We start from the raw sequence: 23,670 nt of genomic DNA, 5'->3' as shown, positions 1-23,670 counted from the left end.
CGCCCCGGCCGGGAGGTCGATCAGCCGCCGAGGCGCGCGTGCATCTCCCAGTACAGGAGCTCCGCGCCCTCGGCCCCGGCGGTCACCCGCGCACCGTCGTCGACGGTGCGCAGCGAGTCACCGTCGGACAGCGGCCCCGTGCCGTCGGCGACGGCGGACCCCGCGGCGAGGTAGAGGTGCCCGAAGGGCGCGTCCGGGAGGTCGACGACGGCACCCGGACGCAGGCGGGCCGCGTGCAGCGTGGCTCCCCGGCTACCGATCCGGATCGCCGCATCGCGCGCCGGATCACCCGAGGCCACGGTCACCAGAGCGCCCGCCGCCAGCTCGTCGCCCACCTCGCGCTGCTCGTACGACGGTGCCGCGCCCGCCTCGTCGGGCAGCAGCCACATCTGGACGAACCGGACGTCCGCACCGGCGGGCTCCGGGCGGTCGTTGCGCTCGGAATGCAGGATCCCGGTGCCCGCGCTCATCCGCTGCGCGAGGCCGGGGTACACGATTCCCGCGTGGCCCTCGCTGTCCTGGTGGACCAGGGCGCCGCCGAGCACCCAGGTGACGATCTCCACCGCGCGGTGCGGATGCGTGTCGAATCCGCGGCCCGCCGAGACCTTCTCGGCGTTGCAGGCCAGCAGCACGCCGTGATGGGTGTTCGCGGGGTCGTAGTGGTCGCCGAACGAGAAGCAATGGTGCGATCGAACTCCGGGCATCTCGGACGCCGCCCGGTCCGCCGCGGGGACGAGCAGGTGCATATCCCAAGGATGCCACGTGTAAGTGGGTAAACTCCGGCGTCAGGAATGGCGACGGCCGTGGTGCGGCAGGTGGGAGACGATGTGAGACCGAGCGTGGCGCGAGGCACCGGTGCTGCCGCGCTGGTCACCCTGCTGCTGACCACGCTCATCGCCTGCGGCGACGACCAGACCGCCGATGTCCGGAAGGTCCTCGACGGCTACGCCGCGGCGATCGGTGAGCGCAACGCCGTGGCCGCCGCCGGCTTCACCTCCTCGCCCGACGCCGCCAGCGACGTGATCGGCCGCACCCTGCGGGACATGCGACCCGAGAAGGTCTCGGTGAAGGCGCAGAACGTGCAGCGCTACTCCGGCGGCAGCGCCACCTTCGATCTCAAGACCGAGTGGAATTTCGGCAAGGGCCGCGACTGGGAGTACACCACCAAGGGCAGTGCGTCGAACCTGTCGATCGGTTGGCGCATCTCCTGGGACCCCGCGGTGCTGGCCCCCGGTCTGGCTCCGGGCACGTCGATCCGGCAGATCCGCACCGACGCCAAGCCGCCGAAGGTCTCCGCGCGCGACAACTCCGAGCTCATGTTCGCGGGCACCGTGCACAAGCTCACCGTCGATCCGGCGCAGACCAAGAACCTCACCGACAGCCTCACCCGGGTCGCGAACATCGTCGCGCCCGTGGCCCCGCTCGTGACCCCGGAGAGCCTCGCCGCCAAGGCGAAGGCCGATCCGGGCAAGCCCGTGCCCGTCGTGGACCTGCGCGGCGACGACTACGCGGTGCTCGAAGACAAGCTGAAAGCCGTTCCCGGACTGCGCGACACACCGGCCCCCGATCTGCTGATCGCGAACCGGCAGCTGTTCTCGCCGCTCTTCGACGGGATCAAGGGCTCCTGGCAGGCGAACCGGGACGCCACCGCGGGGTGGGCGGTGCAACTGGTCACCGACGGCAAGCCGCCCACGCAGGTGGTCGGCTTCCAGGGCCCGCCCGGACCGGACCTGAAGGCGGCGATGGACCCCAAGGTCCAGCTCGCAGCCGAGAACGCCGTGGTCCAGCTCGGACAGCCCGCGGCGATGGTGGTGATCTCCATCGGCAGCGGCGCCGTGCTGGCGGCCGCGCAGAACAACCAGGCCAGCACCACCTCGCCGAGCTGGGCGCTCACGGGACTGTCCACCACCGGGCCGGTGCTCGCGCCGCTGTACTCCGAGGTGAACGCGGCTGCGGGCAACGACACCGGCAAACAGGCCAAGCTGCTCTCACCGCTCGGGCTGGGCACCGATTTCGCGATGCCCGGGGTCACGACGGTGACCGCCGAACTGCCCGGCACCGGGGGCCGGCAGGCCGCCGAACTGGGCGCCGACACCATGAAGGCCACGCCCTTCGGGCTGGCCGTGTTCGCCTCCGCGATCGCCAAGGGCAAGACCACCGCGCCCTTCGTGGTGCAGGGGCAGACCGCGGTCCCGAGCGCACCGATGGGTGATGTGGACGAGAAGATCCTCAAGGCGGTGCGCGCCAAGATGGACGCCACCGTGTCGCCGTCCGGCGACGGCAGCGATCTGGTCGCGACCAAGGCCAAGGGCCTGGTGGGCACCAACGGTCCCGAGGGCCCCGGCTGGTTCATCGGCTACCGCGGCGACCAGGCCTTCGCGGTGATGGTGACCGGCGAGCGCTCCGGCAGCGGTTCGCTGCAGATCGCGGGCTCGTACCTCAAGCAGTAGCGCGTCAGTCGCCGACCGCGGCGGAGCGACGCGACAGCACCACCTGGGCGATGGCGCGCCAGCCCAGCAGGAAGACGGCGAGCACGATCGCGGCCACGATCACGAAGCTGACCTGCACGCCGTCATTGGTGAGCAGGCCGCGGGCGGTCATGCCGACGGCTACGGTGGACACCCAGATGATCACGCCCTCGGGGAACACCCGGCCGGGGGCGAAGGTCTGTGCCTGCCCGGGCTCGTGGCCGCGGATCGCGGAGAGCACGTAGGCGAAGGCCCAGCCCACCGCGAGCGCCAACAGGAAGGGCCAGGCGGTCTCGCCGATGCCGGCGGGCGAGAGCGACTCGCCGTGGTTGAACCGTCCGATGGTCGCGAACAGCACCACGAGCACTGCGTCGACTGCGGCGATGACCGGAATTCGCATGATCTCCACCGTAGATCATTCCCGTACGGCGGTTCGCGGGCGAGGTCCCGCCGGTGCGCTCGACGATGCTCTCGGGCTCGTCTCGGAACGGCACTCGGCCGGGACGCGGTCCTCCCAGACGCGCCCCGGCCGGGCCTTCTCCCCCCGATTCCCCCCTCGTCCCTCCCCCCAGGGACGCGGTGTGAGCGTGCGGGTAACCCGCTCACGAGGAAGACGATGCCGGGCAGTACTTCTCGCCCGGTTGTGGACCGCTTAAGACGCAGGTGGCGGGGTCTGCGGTGGGGGAGCTGCGCCGGGCGGCTCGTCGTCGAGCGTGGCCGGGGCCTGCGCGGCGCCGGTGCTCTTCGACTCGTCGCCGCCCGCGGCGGGCTCCGCGACGGCATCGGGGTCGACGTCCATGGTGTCGCGGTAGCTGACGAAGAACACGATCCACCCGATGACCACCACCAGCAGGTAGCTGATGAGCCGGTACAGGATGGTCGCGGTGAGCGCCTGGCTCGCGGGCATCCCCGCCAGCACCAGAGCCGGGACCAGGGCCGCCTCGACGAGCCCGAGGCCGCCCGGGATCGGGCTGATGGTGTTGACCACCTTCGACGCCGCGTACGCGCCGGCCAGGGCGGCGAGGGCCGGGGCGTCGCCCACGGCGTAGCAGGCGAAGGCGAGGCAGGCCACATCGGCGACCCAGTTGAACAGCGACCAGCCGAAGGCCTCCACGCCGTACCGGCGGCTGAGCTTCACGGCCTGGAGCTGGTCGAGGATCTCCTTCCACCGCGCGAGCCCCGTGTCCTCGGGCTTGTTCCGCAGGTCGTTGACCCAGCGGATGAGCCGGGCGCCCACCACGTACAGGCCGTCGGGGTGCGAGGCCACGTACTGCATCATCACGAGGAAGACCACGAGCAGGGCCACCGAGAAGATCACGGAGTACGGGCTGGTCTTGGCGCCCGCGAGCAGGCCGCCCACCAGGCCCAGAACGGCGAGACCGGCCGACATGAGCAGGCCGCTCATCACGATCTGCCAGGCCGCGACCACCCGCGAGGCACCCCACATGCGGGTGCGCCGGTACACCAGGGTGGGCGCCAGCACCTGCCCGCCGGGGAGCGACTGCGAGACCGCGTTCGAGGCGAACTGCAGCCCCAGCACCTGCATCTGCTTGACCTTGACCCCCGCGGAGCGCAGCAGCACCCGGGTGACCTGTGCGTACGAGTCGAACGAGAACCACACCGCGATCACGCAGGCGATCACCCATTCCCACTGGATGTGGCGCAGTTCGCGCAGCGATTTGGAGACCGTGGGCCAGAAGTACACGGCCTCGAAGGCCAGGATCGCCGCGATCAGGACCAGGACGGCCCGGCGCACCCACTTCAGTCGTTCCCGGGTGATCACCGAGGTTTTCGCGTCGTCGCCGTCACTGGTCTCCGGGGTGGTGGCCCCGTCGTCTGCAGTCGCCTCGTCGGAGCTCTTCTGCGTCGGCTCGTCCGGGTCGGTCGAATCGCGGTCGCTCATCACCGTCCTGCCCGTTCGTGTGCGCGTGCGCGCCGTACTCCGCCCCGCGTTTTCCAGGACGATCGGCGCCAGCCTACTCACCGGATACCGTGGGCACATGGATGGCACCGTGTCCCGGCTGCGGCGCGTCGTGCCGGTGGGTCGGGCGCAGCAGCCCCGGCCGAGCGACGACGACCCGCGGGCCCCGCTGTGGCGCGGTGCGCAGTACTTCCGCGCCATCTCGGTGATCTACGCAGTGGGACGCCACATCGACGAGGCCGGCCGGTACGAGCGGATCGGCTGGAGCTGGGTGCTGATGGGGCTGGTGGTGGCCTCCAGCGTGCTGGCCGGTGTCGCCTACGTGCGGGGATTCGGGCGTACCCGATGGTTCGTGGGCGGGGAGTTCGTGGTCGCTGCGACGCTCACCCTGTGCACCTGGCTGGTGGCCTCGCCCGGATTCACCCAGTACAACCAGGCGCTGCCGACCACGCTGTGGCTGACCAACCCGGTGGTCTCGGCCGCGATCCTCGGCGGTCCCGTCGCGGGGTTGATCGGCGGCATCGCGATCGCCGCGGTCAACGCGATCTACCGCGGCGTCTTCCCCGAGGGCACGCTGCGGGACGCCAATTACCCGGTGCTGATGTCGGTGGGGCTGGGGCTCGGGGTGGCGGCGCGGGTGGCCACGCAGTCGCGGGAGCAGTTGCGGGCGGCGGAACGGGTGGCAGCGGAGGCGCGGGCCCGGGAGCGGCTGGCCCGCGAGGTGCACGACGGGGTGTTGCAGGCCCTCGCCTTCCTGGCCCGACGGTGCGCCGAGCTCGGCGGGCAGGCGACGGCGCTCGGTGAGCTCGCGGCGCAGCAGGAACGGGCCCTGCGCCGGCTGATCGCGGAGGGCCCGGACGGGGGCGGGCCCGACGAGGAGGTCGGCACCGTCGACCTGCGCGAGCTGCTGCGTCCGCTGGCCACGGCCGCGGAGAGCCCGGTGACCCTGGCCGAACCCGGTGGGCCCGTGACGCTGCCGGCCGGTGCGGCTGCGGAGGTCGCGGCCGCGGTGCGCAATGCGCTCGACAACACGGCCCGGCACGCGGGCCCGGGGGTGAAGGCCTACCTGCTGGTGGAGGACGTGGGGGAGGCGGTGCTGGTCACCGTGCGGGACGACGGTGCGGGAATCGCGCCCGGACGGCTCGACGAGGCCCGCGCGGAGGGCAGACTGGGCGTGTCGGAGTCGATCGTGGGGCGGATGCGCGAGTTGGGCGGCCGCGCCGAACTCACCACCGACATCGGAGAAGGGGTGGAGTGGGAACTGTGGATTCCTCGGAACTAGACGATGCGGCGATCCGCGTGCTGGTGGTCGACGATCACCCGATGTGGCGCGACGCCGTGGCCCGCGACCTGGAGGCGCGCGGCTTCACCGTGGCCGGCACGGCCGATTCGGTGGCGGCCGCGGGGCGGATCGCCGGTGCCGTGCAGCCCACCGTGGTGCTGATGGACATGTCGCTGCCCGACGGTGACGGCGCCGCGGGAACCGCGCTGGTGCTGCAGCACGCGCCGAGGGCCGCCGTCCTCATCCTCTCGGCGTCCGATGAGCGGGAGGACGTGGTGGAGGCCGTGAAGGCCGGTGCCTCCGGCTATCTCGTCAAAAGTGCCTCCGCCGAGGAGCTGGTGGCCGCGGTCCGGGCGACCGCGGCGCACCAGCCGGTGTTCACGCCCGGTCTCGCGGGCCTCGTGCTCGGCGAGTTCCGGCGGATGGCCGCCGAACCGGAACCGGCCGGTCCGCAGCTCACGCCGCGGGAGACGGAGGTGCTGCGACTGGTGGCGAAGGGGCTGTCGGCCAAGCAGATCGCCAGCCGCCTGCATCTGAGCCATCGCACCGTGGAGAATCACGTGCAGGCGACACTGCGCAAGCTCCAACTCGGGAACCGAGTGGAGCTCGCGCGGTACGCCCTGGAGAACGGCCTGGACTAGCTGCGCTGCAGCACCTTCCGGGTCACGGTCTCCGGCCGCAGGTCCAGCCGGCGCAGCAGCTGCGCGTTGAGCGCCACCACCACGGTGGACAGCGACATCAGGATCGCGCCCACCGACATCGGCAGGATGAACCCGATCGGGGCCAGCACGCCCGCGGCCAGCGGCACCGAGATCAGGTTGTATCCCGCAGCCCACCAGAGGTTCTGCTTCATCTTGCGGTACGAGGCCTTGGACAGTTCGATCACCGACAGCACCGACCGCGGATCGTCGCCGGCCAGGATCACCCCGGCGGAGGCGATCGCCACATCCGTGCCCGCGCCGATCGCCAGGCCCACGTTCGCCTGCGCCAGCGCGGGGGCGTCGTTCACGCCGTCGCCCACCATGGCGACGATGCGGGTCTCACCCTGCAGCTCGGCCACCCTCGCGGCCTTGTCCTCGGGCCGCACGCCCGCGTAGACCCGGTCGATGCCGAGATCGCGGGCCACCGCGTTCGCGACCGCCTCGGCGTCGCCGGTGATCATCACCACCTCAATGCCCAAGGCGTGCAGGGCGTCGACGGCCTCACGCGATTCGGGGCGCACCTCGTCGGCCAGGGCCAGGGCGCCGATCACGGCACCGTCGCGCAGCACGTGCAGGATGATCGCGCCCCGCTCGCGCCAGGTATCCGCCACGGCGAGCTCCTGCGCGCCCTCCTCCGCCAGCAGGTGCGGCCCGCCGACGCGGATCGTCGACCCGGCGACGGTCGCGGTGACGCCCACCGCGGGCGAACTGGTGAAGCCGGTGGCGGCGGGGACGGCGAGCCCGCGGTCCTGGGCGGCGCGCACGATCGCCTTGGCGAGCGGGTGCTCGCTATCGGCCTCCGCGGCCGCGGCCAGTGCGAGCACCTCGTCGCCGCCCTCGATCTCGGTCACCACGGGCTCGCCGCGGGTGAGGGTACCGGTCTTGTCGAAGAGCACCGTGTCCACGGTGCGCATGGTCTCGAGCGCCATCCGGTCCTTGATCAGCACACCGGCTTTCGCGGCCCGCTCGGTGGCGATCGACACCACGAGCGGGATCGCCAGGCCGAGCGCGTGGGGGCACGCGATCACCAGCACGGTGATGGTGCGGATCACCGCCTGATCGGGTTCGCCCAGGATGGTCCACACCGCCGCCGTGAGCGCGCCCGCGCCCAGCGCGTACCAGAACAGCCAGCCGGCGGCCCGGTCGGCGAGGGCCTGCGCCCGCGAGGTGGAGTTCTGCGCCTGCTCCACCAGCCGCCCGATGCCCGCGAGCGCGGTGTCGTCGCCGGTGGCGGTGACCCGTACGCGCAGCCCGGAGTCCGTGGCCACGGTGCCGGCCGTGACCGTATCGCCCACGGCGCGATCCACCGTCTGCGATTCGCCGGTGATCATCGACTCGTCCATCGCGGCGCGGCCCTCGACCACCTCGCCGTCGGCGGGCACACTGCCGCCGGGGCGCACCACCACCACGTCGCCCACCCGCAGCTCCGACGGTGCCACGGTGACGATCCCGCCGTCCTCGACGCGTTCGGCCTCGTCGGGCAGCAGGGCCGCCAGGGAGTCGAGGGCCGAGGTGGTCTGGGCCAGCGAGCGCATCTCGATCCAGTGGCCCAGCAGCATGATCACGATGAGCAGCGCCAGTTCCCACCAGAAGTCGAGCTGGTGGTGCAGCAGGCCCAGGCTGGCGCCCCACGAGGCCACGAAGGCCACGGTGATCGCCAGGCCGATCAGCAGCATCATCCCGGGCCGGCGGGCCTTGATCTCGGAGACCGCCCCGGTGAGGAAGGGCCGCCCGCCCCAGACGTACATCACGGTGCCGAGGATCGGCGAGACCCACTCGCGGCCCGGCACATCCGGCAGCGTGTAGCCGAGGATCATCGCGAACATGTCGGACAGTCCGACCACCGGCACGGCGAGTACCAGCATGATCCAGAACAGGCGCCGGAACTGCGCCACGTGATCGCCGTGCCCGCTGTGGCCGCCGTGCCCGCCTCCGTGCTCGCCGCCGTGGCCGCCCGGACCGTGATCCGCGCCGGCATGACCGGCGTGGTCGGTGGCGGCGTGATCCATCGCGGTGTGATCCGCGTGATTCCCGTGATCCATCGCCGCACGGTCCATCGTTCCGTGATTCATCCTGCTGTGGTCCATACGACCGAACATATACCCCCTAGGGGTATCTGACAAGGGTCAATCCCGAGCCTCGGGGGAGTGCGGCTGCAGCGCGTGCGGCGGATGGCCGGTGAGGTACTCGGGGCTCAGCAGCGATTCCAACGTCGCCTCGTCCAGTAGGCCGCGCTCGCGCACGATCTCGACCACGCCGCGCCCCTCCTCCAGCGCCTGCGCCGCCACCGAGGTGGCCGCCGCGTAGCCGATGCTGGGGCTCAGCGCTGTGACCACACCGATCGACTCCGCCACCGACTGCTCCAGCCGCGCGGTGTTCGCGGTGATCCCGGCCACGCAGCGCTCTCCGAGCACCCGCGCGCCGCGGGTGAGGTGACTGATCGACTCGACCAGCGAGCGGGCGATGATCGGCTCGAAGGCGTTGAGCTGCAACTGCCCTCCCTCCGCCGCCATCGTGATGGTCACGTCGTGCCCGATCACCTCGTAGGCGATCTGATTCACCACCTCCGGGATCACCGGGTTCACCTTGCCGGGCATGATCGACGATCCGGCCTGCACCGCGGGCAGGTGGATCTCGTTGAGCCCCGCGCGCGGCCCCGAGGACAGCAGCCGCAGATCGTTGCAGGTCTTCGACAGCTTCACGGCGATCCGCTTGAGCACCCCGGACAGTTGCACGAAGACGCCCACATCGGCGGTGGCCTCGATGAGATCCGTGGCCCCGATCAGCTCGTAGATGCCGGTGATCTCGCGCAGCCGCTCGATCACCTTGGCGCGGTAGCCGGGATGCGAATTGAGGGCGGTGCCGATCGCCGTGCCGCCGATGTTGAGCTCGTGCAGCAGCCGCGTGGCCTCCTGCAACCGCACGATGTCCTCACCGAGCGTGGTGGCGAAGGCGCCGAACTCCTGGCCCAGCGTCATCGGAACGGCGTCCTGCAACTGCGTGCGGCCCATCTTGACGATGCCCGCGAACTCCTCCGATTTCGCGGCGAACTCGGCCCGCAGCCCGGTCAGCGCCTCCTGCAGTTCGCGCAGCTGGGTGATCAGCGCGATCTTGATCGCGGTGGGATACACGTCGTTGGTGCTCTGCCCCAGATTCACGTGGTCGAGCGGATGCACCGTGGCGTAATCGCCGCGGGGCCGCCCGAGGTGTTCCAGCGCGGCGTTGGCGATCACCTCGTTGGCGTTCATGTTGGTCGAGGTGCCGGCGCCGCCGGCGATGGTGTCCACCACGAACCACTCGTGCAGCGCACCGCCGCGGATGCGCTCGCACGCCGCGGCGATCGCCTCGGTCCGCTCATCGGACAGCACGCCGAGCTGACGATTCGCCTCCGCCGCAGCCTGTTTCACACAGGCGAGGGCGTTCACCAGGTGCGTGTGCGTGGCGATCGGGATCCCCGTGATCGGGAAGTTCAGCAGGGCGCGCGCGGTGTGCGCGCCGTAGTAGGCGTCAGCGGGAACGTCGATGTCGCCGAGCAGATCGTGCTCGCTGCGAGTGGTTTCGGTCATGCCAGCGATTGTCCGGCACCGTCGGGCGGCGGCGGCGCGGATGCGGGAAGTCGCCGGGTGGCAGCCCGATTCGTCGCCGGGTCAGCTGGTCTTCAGCGGAACGCCCGAGGTGGCGAAGACGTCGACCACCTCGTTGTAGAGCTTCGGGCCGAGCGCGGCGCGCACATCGTCGACGTGCGTGATCCGGAAGCCGAAGGGCTCGTCCTCGGGCGTGCCGAAGCCTCCGCGCAGGCAGTCGACCAGGGCGTCGAGGTTGCCGCCGAAGTAGCCGCCCGGCCCGTTCACCGCCCGGCCGAGTTCGGAGTAGAAGCTGTCGCGGTCGGTGACGCGGCGCCCGTCCACGGTGTAGGTCGTGCTCACGTCAGACTCCCGTCACGATGCAGAAGGAGGAGTAGTGGTCGCCGGTGTAGTACCAGTTCGGGGGCGAGGTCAGCGGCGTTCCGCCGGTCACGATCCGGCGCGCGCCGCGCGTGGAGGAGCCCGGCGTGGGCACGGTGTACTCGTGGTAGTACCCCGAGGCCTTCGCCGGGAGGATCCCCTCGCGGTTCTGGAAGACGACCCCGTCGTTGCGCGGGTACGGGAACGGTCCGCCCTGGTGGATGAGGTCCACGGTGTCGGCGGCCTGGGAGGGCAGCGAGGACAGCGCGCAGGTGGGCAGGGCGGCGGAGGCGGAGGGGACGGTGCTCACGGCCGTGCCCAGGCCGAGGGCCACCAGGAGCACCCCCGCGGTGCGGGTTGCGGTACGCATGACTAGGAAGTTAGCGGACGCAGGTAATCGTCGCGTGGCGACCGGGTGAACTGCTACCGCTCGCGCGGCCGGTACGCGCCCAGCCCGAGCGCCACCACGGTGAGTTGGCGCCGTGTGCGGTCGATCAGCTCGTTCTCGTCGCGCGTGTTGCGCGGGTCGATGCGCACCAGCTCGGCGACGAAGCCCAGGATGATGGTCACGTAGAGGTCGGCGATCATGTCGAGGTCCTCGACGCTCCACTCGGCCAGCGCGGGGATCCGCGACAGGTCGTGGGTGAGGTCCTTGGCGAACAGGCGCAGCTCCACGTCGATGGCGCGCTGCAGCTCGGGCGAGCCGCCGTACCGCTCGCGCACCAGGAACTGGAACTCGGCGTCGTTGGTGCGGGCCTGACGGGCGACGATCCGCACCGCCTCCTCGCCGCTCGGGGCCACACCCTCGCGGCGTCCCTCGCGGAGCATGCGGCGCAGCACCCGCATCGCGTCCTCGACCAGGGTGACCCCGAGGTCGTCCATCGAGGCGAAATGCCGGTAGAAGGCGGTGGGCACCACGCCGGCGGCCTTGGCCACCTCGCGCAGCGAGAGGCTGGCGAACGCCCGTTCACCGGCGAGCGCCAATGCCTCGTCCAACAGGGCCTGACGGGTGCGCTCCTTGGCCTCGGCCCGCGTCGGACCCGGGGTGTGCCGTTCGACGGCACGGGTAGGCGGACGGGGCATGGGTTTCAGTGTATCCGTGTGCGCCGAAACCGCTGTGGCGGAGGTCACCGATCAACTCCTTGACGGGATGTGCCCGGGTTGGTGCACACTGTCAGTGTACAAGCGTGCACTGAACGGAGAAACACAGCCATGAGCCGCTTCACTCGAATTGCCGGAAACGTCATCGAGGCCGTGCTGACCCCGCACGCCGTGGATCGCTACCTCGAGCTCGTCGACCCGATGGTCACGTGGACCGAGATCCGCGGCCGGGTGACCGCCGTCAGCCGGCGCACCGACCGCTCGGTCACCTTCACCGTGACCCCCACGCGTCAGTTCACCGGCTTCCAGGCCGGACAGTTCATCCAGGTCAGCGTCGTTCTCGACGGTGTCCGCCAGACCCGATGCTTCTCGCCCGCGGGCTCGCAGCACGCCGGCGGCGACCTCGAGTTCACCGTGACCGCCGATGCCGACGGCACGGTGTCCAAGCACCTGCGCGAGAACCTCGCCGTCGGCGACGTCCTGGGACTCACCCCGGCGACCGGCACCTTCACGCTGCCCGGCGAACCGGGGGACCGCCCCGGCCGGATCCGCCTCATCAGTGGCGGCAGCGGCATTACACCCGTGCTCTCGATCTTGCGCACGCTCGTCGATGAGAACCACACCGGCACCGTCGACCTGCTGCACTTCTGCCGGGATGCCGCCGACAACCCCTATCGCGCCGAGCTGGACCTTCTCGCCCGTCGCCCCGGAGTGTCGGTGACCTACGTGTACACGCGTTCCGGCGGCCGCCACCTGGGCGCCGAACACCTCGCCGATTTCGGCGACGTGGGCTTCGCGTGCGGCCCCGCCGCGCTGCTGGAGACCGCCAAGGAGCTCTACGCCGATGCCGGCGTCGAGCTGCGGGTCGAGGAGTTCACCCCGCCAGCGGCCGCGGCACCGTCGGAGGACGCCACCGGCACCCTGCGGTTCAGCGAGTCGGGCACCGAGGTCGACAACGACGGCCGCACCATCCTCGATCAGGCCGAATCCTCGGGACTGTTCCCGGAGAGCGGCTGCCGCATGGGCATCTGCTTCTCCTGCACCGCCGTCCGCAAGTCCGGCTGCACCACCAACATCCTCACGGGCGAGGCCGATTCCGAGCCCGACCAGCACATCCAGCTCTGCATCAGCGCTCCCGTCGGCGACGTCGAGATCGCGCTCTAGAACCCACCACGAACGGAAGGGACACACCATGACCGAGCACATCACCCTCACCGCCGAGCAGGTCGAGGCCATCGGCGAGCGCTTCGATGCCATCCGCACCCGGATTCTCAACGACCTCGGCGAGAAGGACCGCGAGTACATCTATTCCATCGTCCGGGCCCAGCGCGGCTTCGAGATCGCCGGCCGCGCCATGATGTACCTGCCGCCGCTGTGGCCGCTGGCCGTCGGCTCGCTCGGTGTGTCGAAGATCCTGGACAACATGGAGATCGGCCACAACGTGATGCACGGCCAGTACGACTGGATGCGCGAACCGGGCCTGAACTCCCGCGAGTTCGAGTGGGACACCGTGTGCCCCGCCGATCAGTGGAAGCACAGCCACAACTACCTGCACCACACCTTCACCAACGTCCTCGATATGGACCGCGACATCGGCTACGGCATCCTGCGCATGGCCCCCGAGCAGAAGTGGCACCCCTACTACCTGGGCAACCTCGCCTACGCGAGCGCGCTCATGGTGTTCTTCCAGTGGGGCGTCATGCTGCACGACCTCGAGGCCGAGCGGATCGTCAAGGGCGAGCGCAAGTGGTCGGACATCAAGGACCTGGTGCGCGGCATGCGGCGCAAGGCCGGCCGCCAGGTGCTCAAGGATTACGTGCTGTTCCCGCTGCTCACCGGGCCGCTGTTCCCGCTCACCTTCGCGGGGAACGTCTCCGCCAACCTGATCCGCAACCTGTGGACCTACTCGATCATCTTCTGCGGGCACTTCCCCTCGGGCGTGCAGACCTTCACCAAGGAGGAGACCGCGAACGAGACCAAGGGCGAGTGGTACGTGCGGCAGATGCTCGGCTCCGCGAACATCGACGGCGGCAAGCTCTTCCACATCATGAGCGGTAACCTCAGCTTCCAGATCGAGCACCACCTGTTCCCCGATATCCCGGCCAACCGCTACCCGGAGATCGCCGCCGAGGTGCGCGCGGTGTGCGAGGAGCACGGCCTGCCCTACAACACGGGTTCGCTGCGCGCGCAGCTCGGCTCCACCTGGAAGAAGATCGCCAAGCTCTCGCTGCCCAACAGCTGGACCAAGCAGGAGCCCGAGCTGGCCGTCACCATCGAGCGGGCCAAGGCCGAGGACGCCGCGAAGAAGGCGCTCGCGCAGGCGGGCTGGCAGCGCGCCGCCGCCCGTGAGATGGTGACCGCCTAGTCGAAGGTCGACGGACGGGGTGGTGCATCGTGGGCAAGTTCGAGCGGCGTAAGGACCTGGCTCAGGAGGCCGTCGAATCGACGGCCATCCGGGTGGGCCGGATCGCCACGATCATCACCACCGCCGTCGCCGATGTGGCCCGCGAGATCGGCGATGCCGTGAGCGACGGCCTGGAGATGCGGCAGGCCGCCAAGCGCGCGGCGGCCGATGAGGGCCGCACGAGCCCCGACGAGGGTCGCACGGGCCTCGATACCAGCAAGGACGACGACGCCTGACCCGCGACCGTGGATGAAGCCACGGTGAAGACAAGGGTGGCAGCGCGCCGCCAACCGTGAGATGGTTGCTATCCAACATTCTTTCGGGAGAGGTGCCGTCGTGAGCACGTTCGAGCAGGGCAAGGTGCTGGTCAAGAAGATCGGTGAGTTGATCAACGGGGCCAAGCAGGCGCGGGGCGCGGCCGGCCGGGCCTCCGACGAGAAGACGCAGATCGTCGACGACGTCAGCAACGTCAAGTCCGCCGGTAAAGAGGTCACCGAGGGCGTGTCGAACCTCAAGTCGGCGGGCTCCAAGCTCGACGGTGATGTGAAGTCGACCGCGGCGAACGTGCAGGCCGATATCGCCGCCGTCAAGGGCGTCAAGGCGAAGCCCGCCGCCAAGACCGATGCGAAGCCGGCCGCCAAGCCGGACGCCGCGAAGACCGATGCCGCGAAGGCCGCGCCCAAGGCGGACGCCCCCAAGACGGAGGCCCCGAAGGCCGCCGCGCCCAAGGCGGAGGCTCCTAAGACGGAGGCACCGAAGCCGGCGGCCAAGCCCGCCGCCGCTGCCCCTAAGGCGGATCCCAAGCCGAAGGCCTGACCCACCGCGAAGACGACGGAGCCCCGCAGGAATTCTCCTGCGGGGCTCCGTTCTTCGCTATTCGTCCCGGTCGCGCTGCGCGTGCGGGTGGCTTCCCTCACCGGACGGTCCGGGGAACGGACGCGGACCCGGGCGTGGGCCGCCCGGTGCGCCGGGGCCCTGCGGCCGGGGCGGGTACGGCGGTCGCGGCCCGCCGGGGCCACCCGGTCCGCCCGGACGCTGCTGGCGCGGCATCGGTCCGCTCGGACGCGGTCCGCCGCCCTGTCCCGGTGCGCCGTACGGGCCCTGCGGGCCACGCGGACCCGGGCCCTGCGGCGGAGGACCGGGGCGACGCTGCTGGCCCGGAACCTGCTGCGGGTAACTGCGCGGATCCTGCGGCGGCCGCTGCATCGGGGCCGACGGACGCGGCGGCTGTCCCGTGGGCGGCTGACCGCCGGGCGGCGGTCCCTGACGACGGTGGCCGATCGGGGTCGGCGACGACGGGCGCTCGTTGTTCGACGGTGCGTTCGGGTCGGCCGCGCTGTCCGGGATCGGCCGCGAATCCGCGCTGCCGAGCGCTCCGGCGACGAGTGGCACTCCGGCCCCGACCTTCTGCGGAGCCGCGCGGCCGGGCACGGCCGTAGCGGGCCGCACCGATGCGAGCGGGCGACCGTCGCGGGTCTCCGCCGGCAGTGCCGTCTCGCCGAGACCGATCGCGTTCTGGATCTTGCGCATCCACTCGGGCGCCCACCAGCAGTCGTCGCCCAGCAGCTTCATCACCGCGGGCACCAGCACCATGCGGACCACGGTGGCGTCGATGAGCAGCGCGAACATCAGGCCGAACGAGACGTACTTCATCATCACCAGATCGGATGTGGCGAAGGCCGCGGCGACGCAGGCCAGCAGAATCGCAGCCGCGGTGATGATCCGGCCGGTGTTCGCGGTGCCGGCGCGGATGCTCTGCACCGTGGTGGCTCCCGCGGCTCTCTCCTCGATCATCCGGGAGATCACGAACACCTCGTAGTCGGTACTGAGACCGAAGACCACCGCGATCACCAGCACGAGCACCGGCGCCATCAGTGGGCCGCCGGAGAAGTTGAAGATCGAGCCGCCGTGCCCGTCCACGAACATCCAGGTGAGGAAGCCCAGGGTGGAACCCAGCGACAGGATCGACATCAGCACCGCCTTGATCGGCAGCACCAGCGATCCGAACGCCAGGAACATCATCAGCGTGGTCACCACGACCAACAGCCCCATGAGTAGCGGCAACTTCCCGAGCATCGAGTCGATCGAGTCGTTCTGCAGCGTCGGCATGCCGCCGACCATGAACCCGACGCCCTTGCTGGCGTCCGCACCGTCCATCGTGATGCCGCGGATCTGCTCCACGGCCTGACTGACAGCCTTGGTGTCGTTCGGATCCTGGAGGTTGCCGTTGGAGGTACGGACCTTGACCTCGGGCCCTTCGCCCCGGATCTGGAGCGGGGAGCCATCGGACTTGGCGGTCGCGACCGCTGCAGTCGGGGGGCTGAAGCGGCTTGAATTGCGATCGGCCGGATCGGTGTGGACGAATCCGGGAATCTTGTTCGCCTCGTCGAGCACCTGCTTGATCTGGGCGTCATCGGCATTGGTGAACACGATCTGAATCGACTGACCGGTATACGCCGGGAAGGTCTCGAAGAACTTGTCCTGCGCCTGCCGCGTCTCGTTGGTGGGCGGCAGGTAGGTCTGCGAGATACCGCCGAACTGCAGGCCGATTACCGGAATGGTGATCGCCAGCAGGAGGGTGACCACACCGACCGTGTAGGCGATGGGCTTGCGCATGACCGCATCGGTCACCTTGCCCCACATGCCGTTCTCGATATTGGCCTTGGTCTTCGGCTTACCGGTCTTCTCCGCGGCCCAGTGGATGATGCCGCCGATCAGTGGCAGCTTCCACTTGTCGAAGATGGTGAGGAACCAGTGGAAGCTCAGCGCGAACACGCGCGGGCCGAGCACGGCGAGCATCGCGGGCAGCAGCACCAGCGACAGGAGCGCCGCGATGAACACGCCCAGCAGCGCGCCGGTGGCCATCGAGGTGAGCAGGCCCAGCGGCGAGATGTACAGACACGCGAGCGCGCCCACGATCAGCAGGGAGGACATCACGATGGTGCGGCCCGCCGTCATCACCGTGCGTCTGACCGCGGTCGGTGTGTCGTACCCCTCGTCCAGTTCCTCTCTGAACCGGGACACCATGAACAAGCCGTAGTCGTGCGCGATGCCCAGGCCGATCAGCGAGATGATCGGTCCGACGAACAGGTTGACTTCCATGAATTGTGCGAGGACGGAGGCGATCGCCATCGATGCGCCGATCGTCATCACACCGATGATCATCGGCAGCACTGCCGCCACGATGCCGCCGTACACGAAGAACAACACGATTGCGACGAGCGGCAGGGCGATGAGCTCCGCCTTCTTCTGATCGCGCTGAACGCCCTCGGTGACCTCGGATGTCACCGGTACGAGGCCGGCGAATCTGGCTTCGAATTTCCCGTCGGCCTGGGTCTTCAGAATGTCCCGGATCGGCTCCCGGATATCCGCCCAATCAAGGCCGCGTTGCGTGTCGTCGTTCGATTTGAGCGGCAGCGTGAAGAAGCCCCACGACTCGCCGTTGGCCTCGTTGCGGACGAACGGATTGTCGGCCGCGGGGAGCGTCGTGTAGCTGGCCGGGCGCATCGAGGTGTTCTCTGCATCCGCGCCGTACAGCTTCGCGTCCGGTCCCTTGGCGAACTGATCGAGGATTTTGGTCCGTGCGCTTTCGACGGAGTCCTTCACCTCTGCGTCGGTGACCTTCTTGCCGTCGGCGGCCTTCACCAGCACCAGGATGTCGGACTGCGCGAACCGGCCATTGGCCTCGTCCGTCAGTTTCGACGCGGCGACCGAATCGCTCTTCTCGTCGTAGAGGCCGTTCATCTTGGTCTTCGAGCCGAGACCGAGGAAGCCCCAGACGCCGGTGGCGGCGATCGAGACGAACAGGACCGCGATGATCGTGTATCGGAACGCGTACGAGAAGCGCCCTATCGCTGCGAACAAGCGAAAATTCCTTTCCGGTGGCCGGGCCCGAACTCAGGCACGACTCGAAAGTAGCGAAGACAGGGGGCGGAACGGCTGCAGCCACGCACCCTCGTCGGGCAGCGAATCGAGGCTCACACGTGGCAGCGGCTCGCGGAACACCCCGGCGATGTCTTCGAGATCAACGAACTCCAGAGTAGGGGACTGCAGCGCCCAGGCGGCGTGCTCACGGAACCCGAGTACCTTTACCGGGACCCCGGTGGCGGCGATCTCCTCCAGCGGTTCGCGGAAGGCCTGGCCGTCGGCCGAGGCCACCAGCAGCCCGCCGAGACCCGGGCGGTAGCGCCGTACCTCGATGTGATCGAGCATGTCGGCGTCGACATCGCTGTCCTCGTCGACCTTGGGCTTGGCGAACACCGCGTAGCCCACGTTCCGCAGGGCCTCGACCCAGGGACGCACCACGTCGGCGGTGCCGGGCGCGATATTGGTGAAGACGGTGGCCTCGGGCTCGAGCCGGCTGTCGGTATCCGATTCCAGGGTGGTGGTGTACTCCAGGAGCCACCGGCCGAGCGCGTCGAAACGCGGACGGTGCGCGGCCGTCGGACGGCCGCCCAGGATCGAGCCGAGCCCCATGTCGAGGTTCGGCGCGTCCCAGACCAGCAGGACCCGTTTGGCGGGGTCAAGGGTCGATACGTCGGGAGAGGTCACTGCGTGTCTCCTTCCCCCACGACCCGTTCCCACACGAACTCGTGGATCTCGCGGCCCACCTGTGCGGCCTTGTCCTGGAACTTCGTGACCGGCCGGTCCACACTGATCGGCAGGTTCGCGTCGGCGAGCCGTGGAGGCAGTTCCAGGCGCCGCAGCAGCGGCTCACTCGGCGCGACCTCCGCGATCGCCTCCGCATAGTCTGCATGATCAGTGGCCACGTGGAGAATTCCTCCGACACGCAGCCGGTCCGCGATCAGCGAGAACATCCGCGGTTGCAGCAGCCGGCGCTTGTGGTGCCGGGCCTTCGGCCAGGGGTCCGGGAAGTACACCCGCACGCCCTCCAGCGAGCCGGGCTCGATCATGTCCTCGAGCACCGCGACGCCGTCGCCGCGCACCACCCGCACATTGGTCAGGCCCTGGCGCTGCACGCCGCCCACCAGCTGGGCGATGCCCGGCAGATAGACCTCGACGGCCAGCACATCGCGTTCCGGCTCGACCTCGGCCATCGCCACCGTCGAGGTCCCGGTGCCGCATCCGATCTCCACGATCAGCGGCGCGGTGCGCCCGAACCAGGCCGGGGCGTCCAGCGGATGGGACGGGGCGGGGAAGCCCGCGGCGTCGGGCGCACCGTCGACGGGACGTGCCGGAGGGATGTCCCGCCCGATCGTCGGCCACATCTCGTCCATCGCTCGTTGTTGTGACGGAGTCAACGCGCCCCGGCGGGAGCGGAAACTGGTCACACGCGGGTACAACCGGCGGTGTTCGGCGCGGGGGTCATGAGATTCGGGCACCTCTCCATCGTCCCAGTCGAGCGAATGTGACCTAGCATTGGCCGCATGATCGTGCGTAACAGTCGCCACACGGCGCTCCGTCTGGCCACGTTGACGGTGGCCTTCCTCGCCGTTCTCGGCCTCGCCACCGGGTGCTCCAAGGCCAGCGGCGAACCGAAGAACGACGCTCCGCTGCCCGATGCGAAGGTGCTCATCGACTCCTCGTCCGCCGCCGCGCGGGCCCTGCGCGATGTGTACCTCGACCTCGCGGTCGACGGCACCGTGCCGAAGCTGCCGGTCAAGAGCGTCTCGGCGTACCTCACCAACGATCCGAAGGTCGCCGGCCAGGGCGATGCCGATGTCACCTTCAACGGCACCCAGGTCAAGGCGAAGTTCGTGGTGGTCGATTCGCGGCTGTGGGCGCAGTTCGGCGCGGGCCAGGCGTACCAGGACATGGGGCTGGCCTCGGACATCTACGACGCCTCTGCCATCCTCGACCCGGACAAGGGCATCGCGAACCTCATCTCGTCGGTGCGTGATCCCAAGGCGGAGGGCCGCGAGCAGATCGGCGGCATCGAGACGGTCCGCCTCTCGGGCGTCATCCCGGGCAGCGCGCTCGCGGGCATCGTGCCCAAGGCCGATCTGGGCGATCGTCCGGTGACCTTCTGGGTCCAGGAGTCCGCGCCGAACAACCTCGTGCGTGCGAACGTCGGCTTCGATTCCGGCACGCTCACCGTCACGCTGTCCGAGTGGGGCAAGAAGCAGCAGCTGCTCGACCCCAAGACCGCCAAGTGACCCAGGCCCCGGCGGCCACGTCGCCCGGCACCGTGTCCGATCCCGGACCGGTGCGCGGGCGCGGGGTCGCGATCGGGGCGGCGGGCGTCGCCGTGCTCCTCGGCGCGCTGGACACCTACGTGGTGGTGTCGGTGCTCGAGGACATCATGCGCAGCCTCGAGATCCCGATCAACCGGATCCAGCAGGCCACCCCGATCATCACCTGCTACCTGCTCGGCTACATCGCTGCGATGCCGCTGCTCGGGCGGCTGTCCGACAAGTTCGGCCGGCGGCTGGTGCTGCAGGCGAGCCTGGCGCTGTTCATCGTGGGCTCGATCATCACCGCGATGGCCGAGACGGTGCCCGTGATCCTGGCCGGCCGGATCGTGCAGGGCGTCGCGAGCGGCGCGCTGCTGCCGGTCACCCTGGCGCTGGCCGCGGACCTGTGGGCCGCCCGGCGCCGCGCCGCGGTCCTCGGCTGGGTCGGTGCGGCGCAGGAACTCGGCAGCGTGCTCGGACCGGTCGCGGGTGTGGGCGTGGTGGCGCTGGTGCACGACAAGTTCACCTCCGTGCCCGCCGCGGACGCCTGGCGCGTGGTGTTCTGGGTGCAGGTGCCGCTCGCGTTGCTCGCGATGGTGCTGATCCAGCTGTCGGTTCCCAAGCGTTCGGCGCTCGAACCCCAGCGGGTCGACGTGGTGGGCGGACTGCTGCTCGCCGTGGCCCTGGGCCTGTCGGTGCTGGGCCTGTACAACCCGGAGCCCGACGGGAGCTCGGTGCTGCCGCCGAACGGCGTGTGGCTGCTGACCGGCGCGGCGATCGCCTTCGTGGCCTTCATCGTCTGGGAGAAATACGCCTCGACCAAGCTGATCGACACCGCGGGCATGCGGGTGGTGCCCTTCCTGGCATCGTGCGCCGCATCGATCTGCGCGGGCGCGGCCCTGATGGTCACGCTGGTCGACGTGGAGATCTACGCGCGGATGGTGCTCGAACGCGAGGGCATCGACGCGGTGCTCACGCTGGTGCGCTTCCTCATCGCGCTGCCCGTGGGTGCCCTCATCGGCGGTGTGCTCGCCACCCGGATCGGCGACCGTGTGGTCTCGGTGGTGGGCCTGCTGATCGCCGCGGGCGGCTACCTGCTGGTGGAGAACTGGCCGCGGGATGTCTTGTCGGCGCACTACTTCGGGACGCTGCCCGTGCTGGACACCTCGCTGGCCATCGCCGGCCTGGGCCTGGGCCTGGTGATCGGGCCGCTGTCCTCGGCGGCGCTGCGGGCGGTCTCGCTGTCGCAGGCGGGCATCGCCTCAGCGCTGCTCGTGGTGGCGCGCATGAGCGGCATGCTGATCGGCGTGGCCGCGCTCACCGTCTTCGGGCTGCACCGGCTCACCGCGATCCAGTCCACGATGCCCACGCCCTCGGCGCAGGGCGGGTTCGCCGAGCGGATCAAGGCCATCGCGGGCCAGATGCAGGACGCCTACGCGATCATGTTCGGTGAGGTCTTCGGGATCACCGCCGCGATCTGCGTGGTGGGTGCGGTCTTCGCGGCCTTCGTCGCGGGCGGCTCGCACGAATCGGAGGAAGTGCCCGCCGACGACGACGAGGAACTCGTACCCTCCTCCTAGGACCGGCGCGGGGGCGCCGGCGGAGCGGGGGCTCGCCATGGGGGATCTGACTGTTCGCACGGGGCCGCCGCGGGTACGGCTGCTGGGCCGTCCCGGGGTCGGGAAAACGGTGCTGGCCGCCGCGCTGCGGTCCCGCGGCCTGGACGCCGGGCTCGACGGTGCCGCCGATGCGCACCTGTACTGCGTCGCCGGCGGGCTGCGCGCCACCGACCGGGCGGCGATCGACACGCTCGCGGCGGACGCGACCCCGCTTCTGGTCGCGTGGACGAAGGCGGACGCCGCGGGGTCGTGGCGGGCGGCCGATGCCTACGCCGAACAGCTCGCCGCGACGCTGGGTCGGCCCGTGCTCGCCGTGATGGCACTGCTGGACGCGATCGAGCCGGCCGATGTGGAGGCTGCACGGCGGCTGGCGGATTCTGCTCTCGCGCTGCCGGAATCGGCCCTCGAGGCCGCCGCCGCGCTGGGGGACGACGCCCCGCTGCTGCACCGCATCGGCGGTTACGGGCTCGCCTGCGCGATGGGCGCGCTGCGCGAGAGGCCCACCCTGCCCGGCGATGAGCTGCTGCCGCGGCTGCGCGAGCTCAGCGGCGTCGATCTGCTGCTCCCGCCGCTGGCGGAGGCCTTCGCCGACTCCGCCGCGCGGCGCGAGGCCGAGTTCGACGAGACGCTGCGCGCGGCGGCCCGCACCGACTGCACCCGCCGGGACGCGGCCGAACAGCTCCTCCTCGATCGGCTGGCGAGGGCGTCATGACCGTGCTCGTGGCCGGACAGGATCCGGCGGGCGCCACAGCCGTCGCGGAGGCGCTGGGCGCGCGGGCGGCGGTGGTCGGCGCCGACGGTGCCCTCACCCCGCTCGGCGATCCGCCCGGGGAGGTGGAACGGGCGGTGTACGTGCTCGACGCCTGCGTGCCCGCCGATGCGGTCGATGTGGTGGCGCTGGGCCGGCTGCGGGCGCGGTACGGCACCGTGGTGGCCGCGACCGGCGCGGATGTCTACCCGGGCGCGGCCGCCACCTGCACCGATTCCGCGCGTCGTCTGGGCGTGGACGTGCTGCCGGTGGAGGCGGGGATGCCGGCGGTGCGCGCGGCACTGGAGGCCGCCCTACCCGAGCCGGTGGCCCCCGTCGCCGTGGAGCGGCCCGGCCCCGGCCTGGAACGCGCGGACCGATCGGCCTACCTGCGCTCCACGATCGCCCGGATGCGGGCGACCCTCCTGGCGGAATCCGCCGACCGGTTCCGGGGCAGCGACGACGACGCCGCACCCGAGCAGGTGCGGGCGCGGCTCGACCGCGCCTCCGCGGCCCTGGAACGGTCGCTGTACGAGCACCTGCGCGGCGCCTACCGGGGCACCTTCGCGGGCTGGCCGTCGCCGCCGGAGCCCGCGGTGCCGGTGCTGTCGCGCCCGGGCCCGCCGGAGCCGCCGGCGCACCGTCGGCGTCCCGAGGACGCGGCCGTCCTGGTGTTGGGCGCCTCGGCCGGGCTGGGCATCGGCCGGGCGGTGGCCGCGCCGCTGGAGGCGCTCGGCGCGCTGCGCTGGCTGGCGCTGCCGATCAGCCTGCTGGTGGGCGTGGCGGCGGCGCTGTGGCTGCTGCGGGTGCGCCGCCGAACGACCGCGCGCGCCACCCGTCGCAGCTGGTCGGACGGTGCCGCGGCGGCGCACCGGCAGCGGGTGGAGTACGAGCTGGCGGCGGCGCTGGTGGCCGCGGAGTCCGACGCCGCGCTGCGGCTCGCGCGCGGGCCGGGAACCGAACCGCGCCCTGATGCGTCCAATGGTTATGGACCCTGAGTTCGGGCTGTTCGGGGCGGACGATCTCGGGCCCGACCTGTTCGACGGTGCCGTTCCCGCCGCGGCTCCGTCGTCGGAGGGGCTCTGGGTGAGTGCCGAGGGCGGTTGGTACGACGTGCACGCCGTGGACACCGACGGTGACGGTCGCGTCGATACCGGCACGGTCACCGGTCCGGGCGGCACGGCGGTCTTCACCGATCTCGATGCCGACGGGGTGGCCGATGTCTACCACCGGGTCAAACCCGACGGCACGTTCGAGACCTGGCGGTTCTCGGGTGGCAGGTGGGGCCTGCTGGACCGGGGCGATGTGGTGTGAGCAGTCGCACGTCACCCTCGGAGCTGTGACTTTG

Annotated in this window: 23 protein-coding genes; 12 read left to right on the top strand and 11 right to left on the bottom strand. The window is 70.6% G+C overall.

The window, feature by feature from the left end; all coding sequences use genetic code 11:
- Positions 1–20: 20 nt before the first annotated feature.
- Positions 21–746, bottom strand: a complete 726-nt coding sequence (locus TTY48_RS07565) for a pirin family protein (protein WP_220656910.1) — start codon at positions 744–746, stop codon at positions 21–23.
- A 93-nt stretch (positions 747–839) separates the two neighbouring features.
- Between TTY48_RS07565 and TTY48_RS07560 the strand changes: the two genes are divergently transcribed.
- Complete coding sequence (locus TTY48_RS07560) at positions 840–2,450, top strand: NTF2-like N-terminal transpeptidase domain-containing protein (RefSeq protein WP_220656909.1); 1,611 nt, start codon at positions 840–842, stop codon at positions 2,448–2,450.
- Positions 2,451–2,454: 4 nt separating this feature from the next.
- On the opposite strand, the gene TTY48_RS07555 is transcribed toward TTY48_RS07560, so the two are convergent.
- Positions 2,455–2,868 (bottom strand): DUF3054 domain-containing protein, encoded by a 414-nt coding sequence (locus tag TTY48_RS07555; RefSeq protein ID WP_220656908.1) that lies wholly within the window; start codon positions 2,866–2,868, stop codon positions 2,455–2,457.
- A 252-nt stretch (positions 2,869–3,120) separates the two neighbouring features.
- On the bottom strand, positions 3,121–4,371 hold the full coding sequence (locus tag TTY48_RS07550; RefSeq protein ID WP_255585572.1) for a YbhN family protein: 1,251 nt from the start codon (positions 4,369–4,371) through the stop codon (positions 3,121–3,123).
- Positions 4,372–4,468: 97 nt separating this feature from the next.
- Between TTY48_RS07550 and macS the strand changes: the two genes are divergently transcribed.
- Both macS and TTY48_RS07540 read left to right on the top strand, forming a co-directional pair.
- Entirely contained in the window at positions 4,469–5,671 is a 1,203-nt protein-coding gene (gene macS, locus TTY48_RS07545; protein ID WP_220656907.1) for a MacS family sensor histidine kinase, read from the top strand.
- Positions 5,644–6,312 (top strand): response regulator transcription factor, encoded by a 669-nt coding sequence (locus TTY48_RS07540; protein WP_255585571.1) that lies wholly within the window; start codon positions 5,644–5,646, stop codon positions 6,310–6,312. Before macS ends, TTY48_RS07540 begins: the two co-directional genes overlap by 28 nt.
- Here TTY48_RS07540 and TTY48_RS07535 read toward each other — a convergent pair.
- The 5 genes from TTY48_RS07535 to TTY48_RS07515 form a co-directional block, all read right to left on the bottom strand.
- A complete protein-coding gene (locus TTY48_RS07535) occupies positions 6,309–8,414 on the bottom strand; it encodes a copper-translocating P-type ATPase (RefSeq protein WP_220656906.1) in 2,106 nt (701 codons plus the stop codon). The two genes, TTY48_RS07540 and TTY48_RS07535, sit on opposite strands and share 4 nt — an antisense overlap.
- 84 nt (positions 8,415–8,498) lie before the next feature.
- Positions 8,499–9,938 (bottom strand): aspartate ammonia-lyase, encoded by a 1,440-nt coding sequence (locus tag TTY48_RS07530; protein WP_220656905.1) that lies wholly within the window; start codon positions 9,936–9,938, stop codon positions 8,499–8,501.
- Positions 9,939–10,019: 81 nt separating this feature from the next.
- On the bottom strand, positions 10,020–10,298 hold the full coding sequence (locus TTY48_RS07525; protein WP_220656904.1) for a barstar family protein: 279 nt from the start codon (positions 10,296–10,298) through the stop codon (positions 10,020–10,022).
- 1 nt (position 10,299) lies between these two features.
- Positions 10,300–10,686: a ribonuclease domain-containing protein gene (locus TTY48_RS07520; RefSeq protein ID WP_220656903.1), complete on the bottom strand. Its 387-nt coding sequence runs from the start codon at positions 10,684–10,686 to the stop codon at positions 10,300–10,302.
- 53 nt (positions 10,687–10,739) lie between these two features.
- Positions 10,740–11,399: a TetR family transcriptional regulator gene (locus tag TTY48_RS07515; protein ID WP_255585570.1), complete on the bottom strand. Its 660-nt coding sequence runs from the start codon at positions 11,397–11,399 to the stop codon at positions 10,740–10,742.
- A gap of 129 nt (positions 11,400–11,528) precedes the next feature.
- Here TTY48_RS07515 and TTY48_RS07510 point away from each other — a divergent pair, with 129 nt between their 5' ends.
- The 4 genes from TTY48_RS07510 (at position 11,529) to TTY48_RS07495 (ending at position 14,637) form a co-directional block, all read left to right on the top strand.
- Complete coding sequence (locus TTY48_RS07510; protein ID WP_220656901.1) at positions 11,529–12,581, top strand: flavin reductase family protein; 1,053 nt, start codon at positions 11,529–11,531, stop codon at positions 12,579–12,581.
- Between the two features lie 28 nt (positions 12,582–12,609).
- Positions 12,610–13,782, top strand: a complete 1,173-nt coding sequence (locus TTY48_RS07505) for an acyl-CoA desaturase (RefSeq protein WP_220656900.1) — start codon at positions 12,610–12,612, stop codon at positions 13,780–13,782.
- 29 nt (positions 13,783–13,811) lie between these two features.
- Positions 13,812–14,057, top strand: coding sequence for a hypothetical protein (locus tag TTY48_RS07500; protein WP_255585568.1), 246 nt, complete (start codon positions 13,812–13,814; stop codon positions 14,055–14,057).
- Between the two features lie 100 nt (positions 14,058–14,157).
- Complete coding sequence (locus tag TTY48_RS07495) at positions 14,158–14,637, top strand: hypothetical protein (RefSeq protein WP_220656899.1); 480 nt, start codon at positions 14,158–14,160, stop codon at positions 14,635–14,637.
- A 57-nt stretch (positions 14,638–14,694) separates the two neighbouring features.
- Here the strand turns inward: TTY48_RS07495 and TTY48_RS07490 are convergent, their stop codons facing one another.
- From TTY48_RS07490 to trmB, 3 genes are read right to left on the bottom strand one after another with little or no spacing between them, the layout of a single operon-like run.
- Positions 14,695–17,685 carry an MMPL family transporter gene (locus TTY48_RS07490; protein ID WP_220656898.1) on the bottom strand — a complete coding sequence of 997 codons (2,991 nt, stop codon included), beginning with the start codon at positions 17,683–17,685 and terminating at the stop codon, positions 14,695–14,697.
- Between the two features lie 33 nt (positions 17,686–17,718).
- On the bottom strand, positions 17,719–18,372 hold the full coding sequence (locus tag TTY48_RS07485) for an NYN domain-containing protein (RefSeq protein WP_255585567.1): 654 nt from the start codon (positions 18,370–18,372) through the stop codon (positions 17,719–17,721).
- Positions 18,369–19,163: a tRNA (guanosine(46)-N7)-methyltransferase TrmB gene (trmB, locus tag TTY48_RS07480; protein WP_220656896.1), complete on the bottom strand. Its 795-nt coding sequence runs from the start codon at positions 19,161–19,163 to the stop codon at positions 18,369–18,371. Before trmB ends, TTY48_RS07485 begins: the two co-directional genes overlap by 4 nt.
- A 45-nt stretch (positions 19,164–19,208) precedes the next feature.
- Between trmB and TTY48_RS07475 the strand changes: the two genes are divergently transcribed.
- The 5 genes from TTY48_RS07475 to TTY48_RS07455 are packed head-to-tail and all read left to right on the top strand — an operon-like array spanning position 19,209 to position 23,636.
- On the top strand, positions 19,209–19,937 hold the full coding sequence (locus tag TTY48_RS07475; RefSeq protein WP_220656895.1) for an LppX_LprAFG lipoprotein: 729 nt from the start codon (positions 19,209–19,211) through the stop codon (positions 19,935–19,937).
- Positions 19,934–21,535: an MFS transporter gene (locus TTY48_RS07470; protein ID WP_304941243.1), complete on the top strand. Its 1,602-nt coding sequence runs from the start codon at positions 19,934–19,936 to the stop codon at positions 21,533–21,535. The genes TTY48_RS07475 and TTY48_RS07470 overlap by 4 nt, the downstream gene beginning before the upstream one ends.
- A 37-nt stretch (positions 21,536–21,572) precedes the next feature.
- A complete protein-coding gene (locus TTY48_RS07465) occupies positions 21,573–22,286 on the top strand; it encodes a hypothetical protein (RefSeq protein WP_220656894.1) in 714 nt (237 codons plus the stop codon).
- Complete coding sequence (locus TTY48_RS07460; protein ID WP_220656893.1) at positions 22,283–23,320, top strand: hypothetical protein; 1,038 nt, start codon at positions 22,283–22,285, stop codon at positions 23,318–23,320. Before TTY48_RS07465 ends, TTY48_RS07460 begins: the two co-directional genes overlap by 4 nt.
- Positions 23,310–23,636 (top strand): DUF6802 family protein, encoded by a 327-nt coding sequence (locus TTY48_RS07455; protein ID WP_220656892.1) that lies wholly within the window; start codon positions 23,310–23,312, stop codon positions 23,634–23,636. Before TTY48_RS07460 ends, TTY48_RS07455 begins: the two co-directional genes overlap by 11 nt.
- The last annotated feature ends 34 nt before the right edge of the window (positions 23,637–23,670 follow it).

This window comes from Tsukamurella sp. TY48, assembly GCF_019656655.1.
In the GTDB taxonomy this organism is placed as follows: Bacteria; Actinomycetota; Actinomycetes; order Mycobacteriales; family Mycobacteriaceae; genus Tsukamurella; species Tsukamurella strandjordii.
This window is presented reverse-complemented; position numbering and strand designations above follow the sequence as displayed.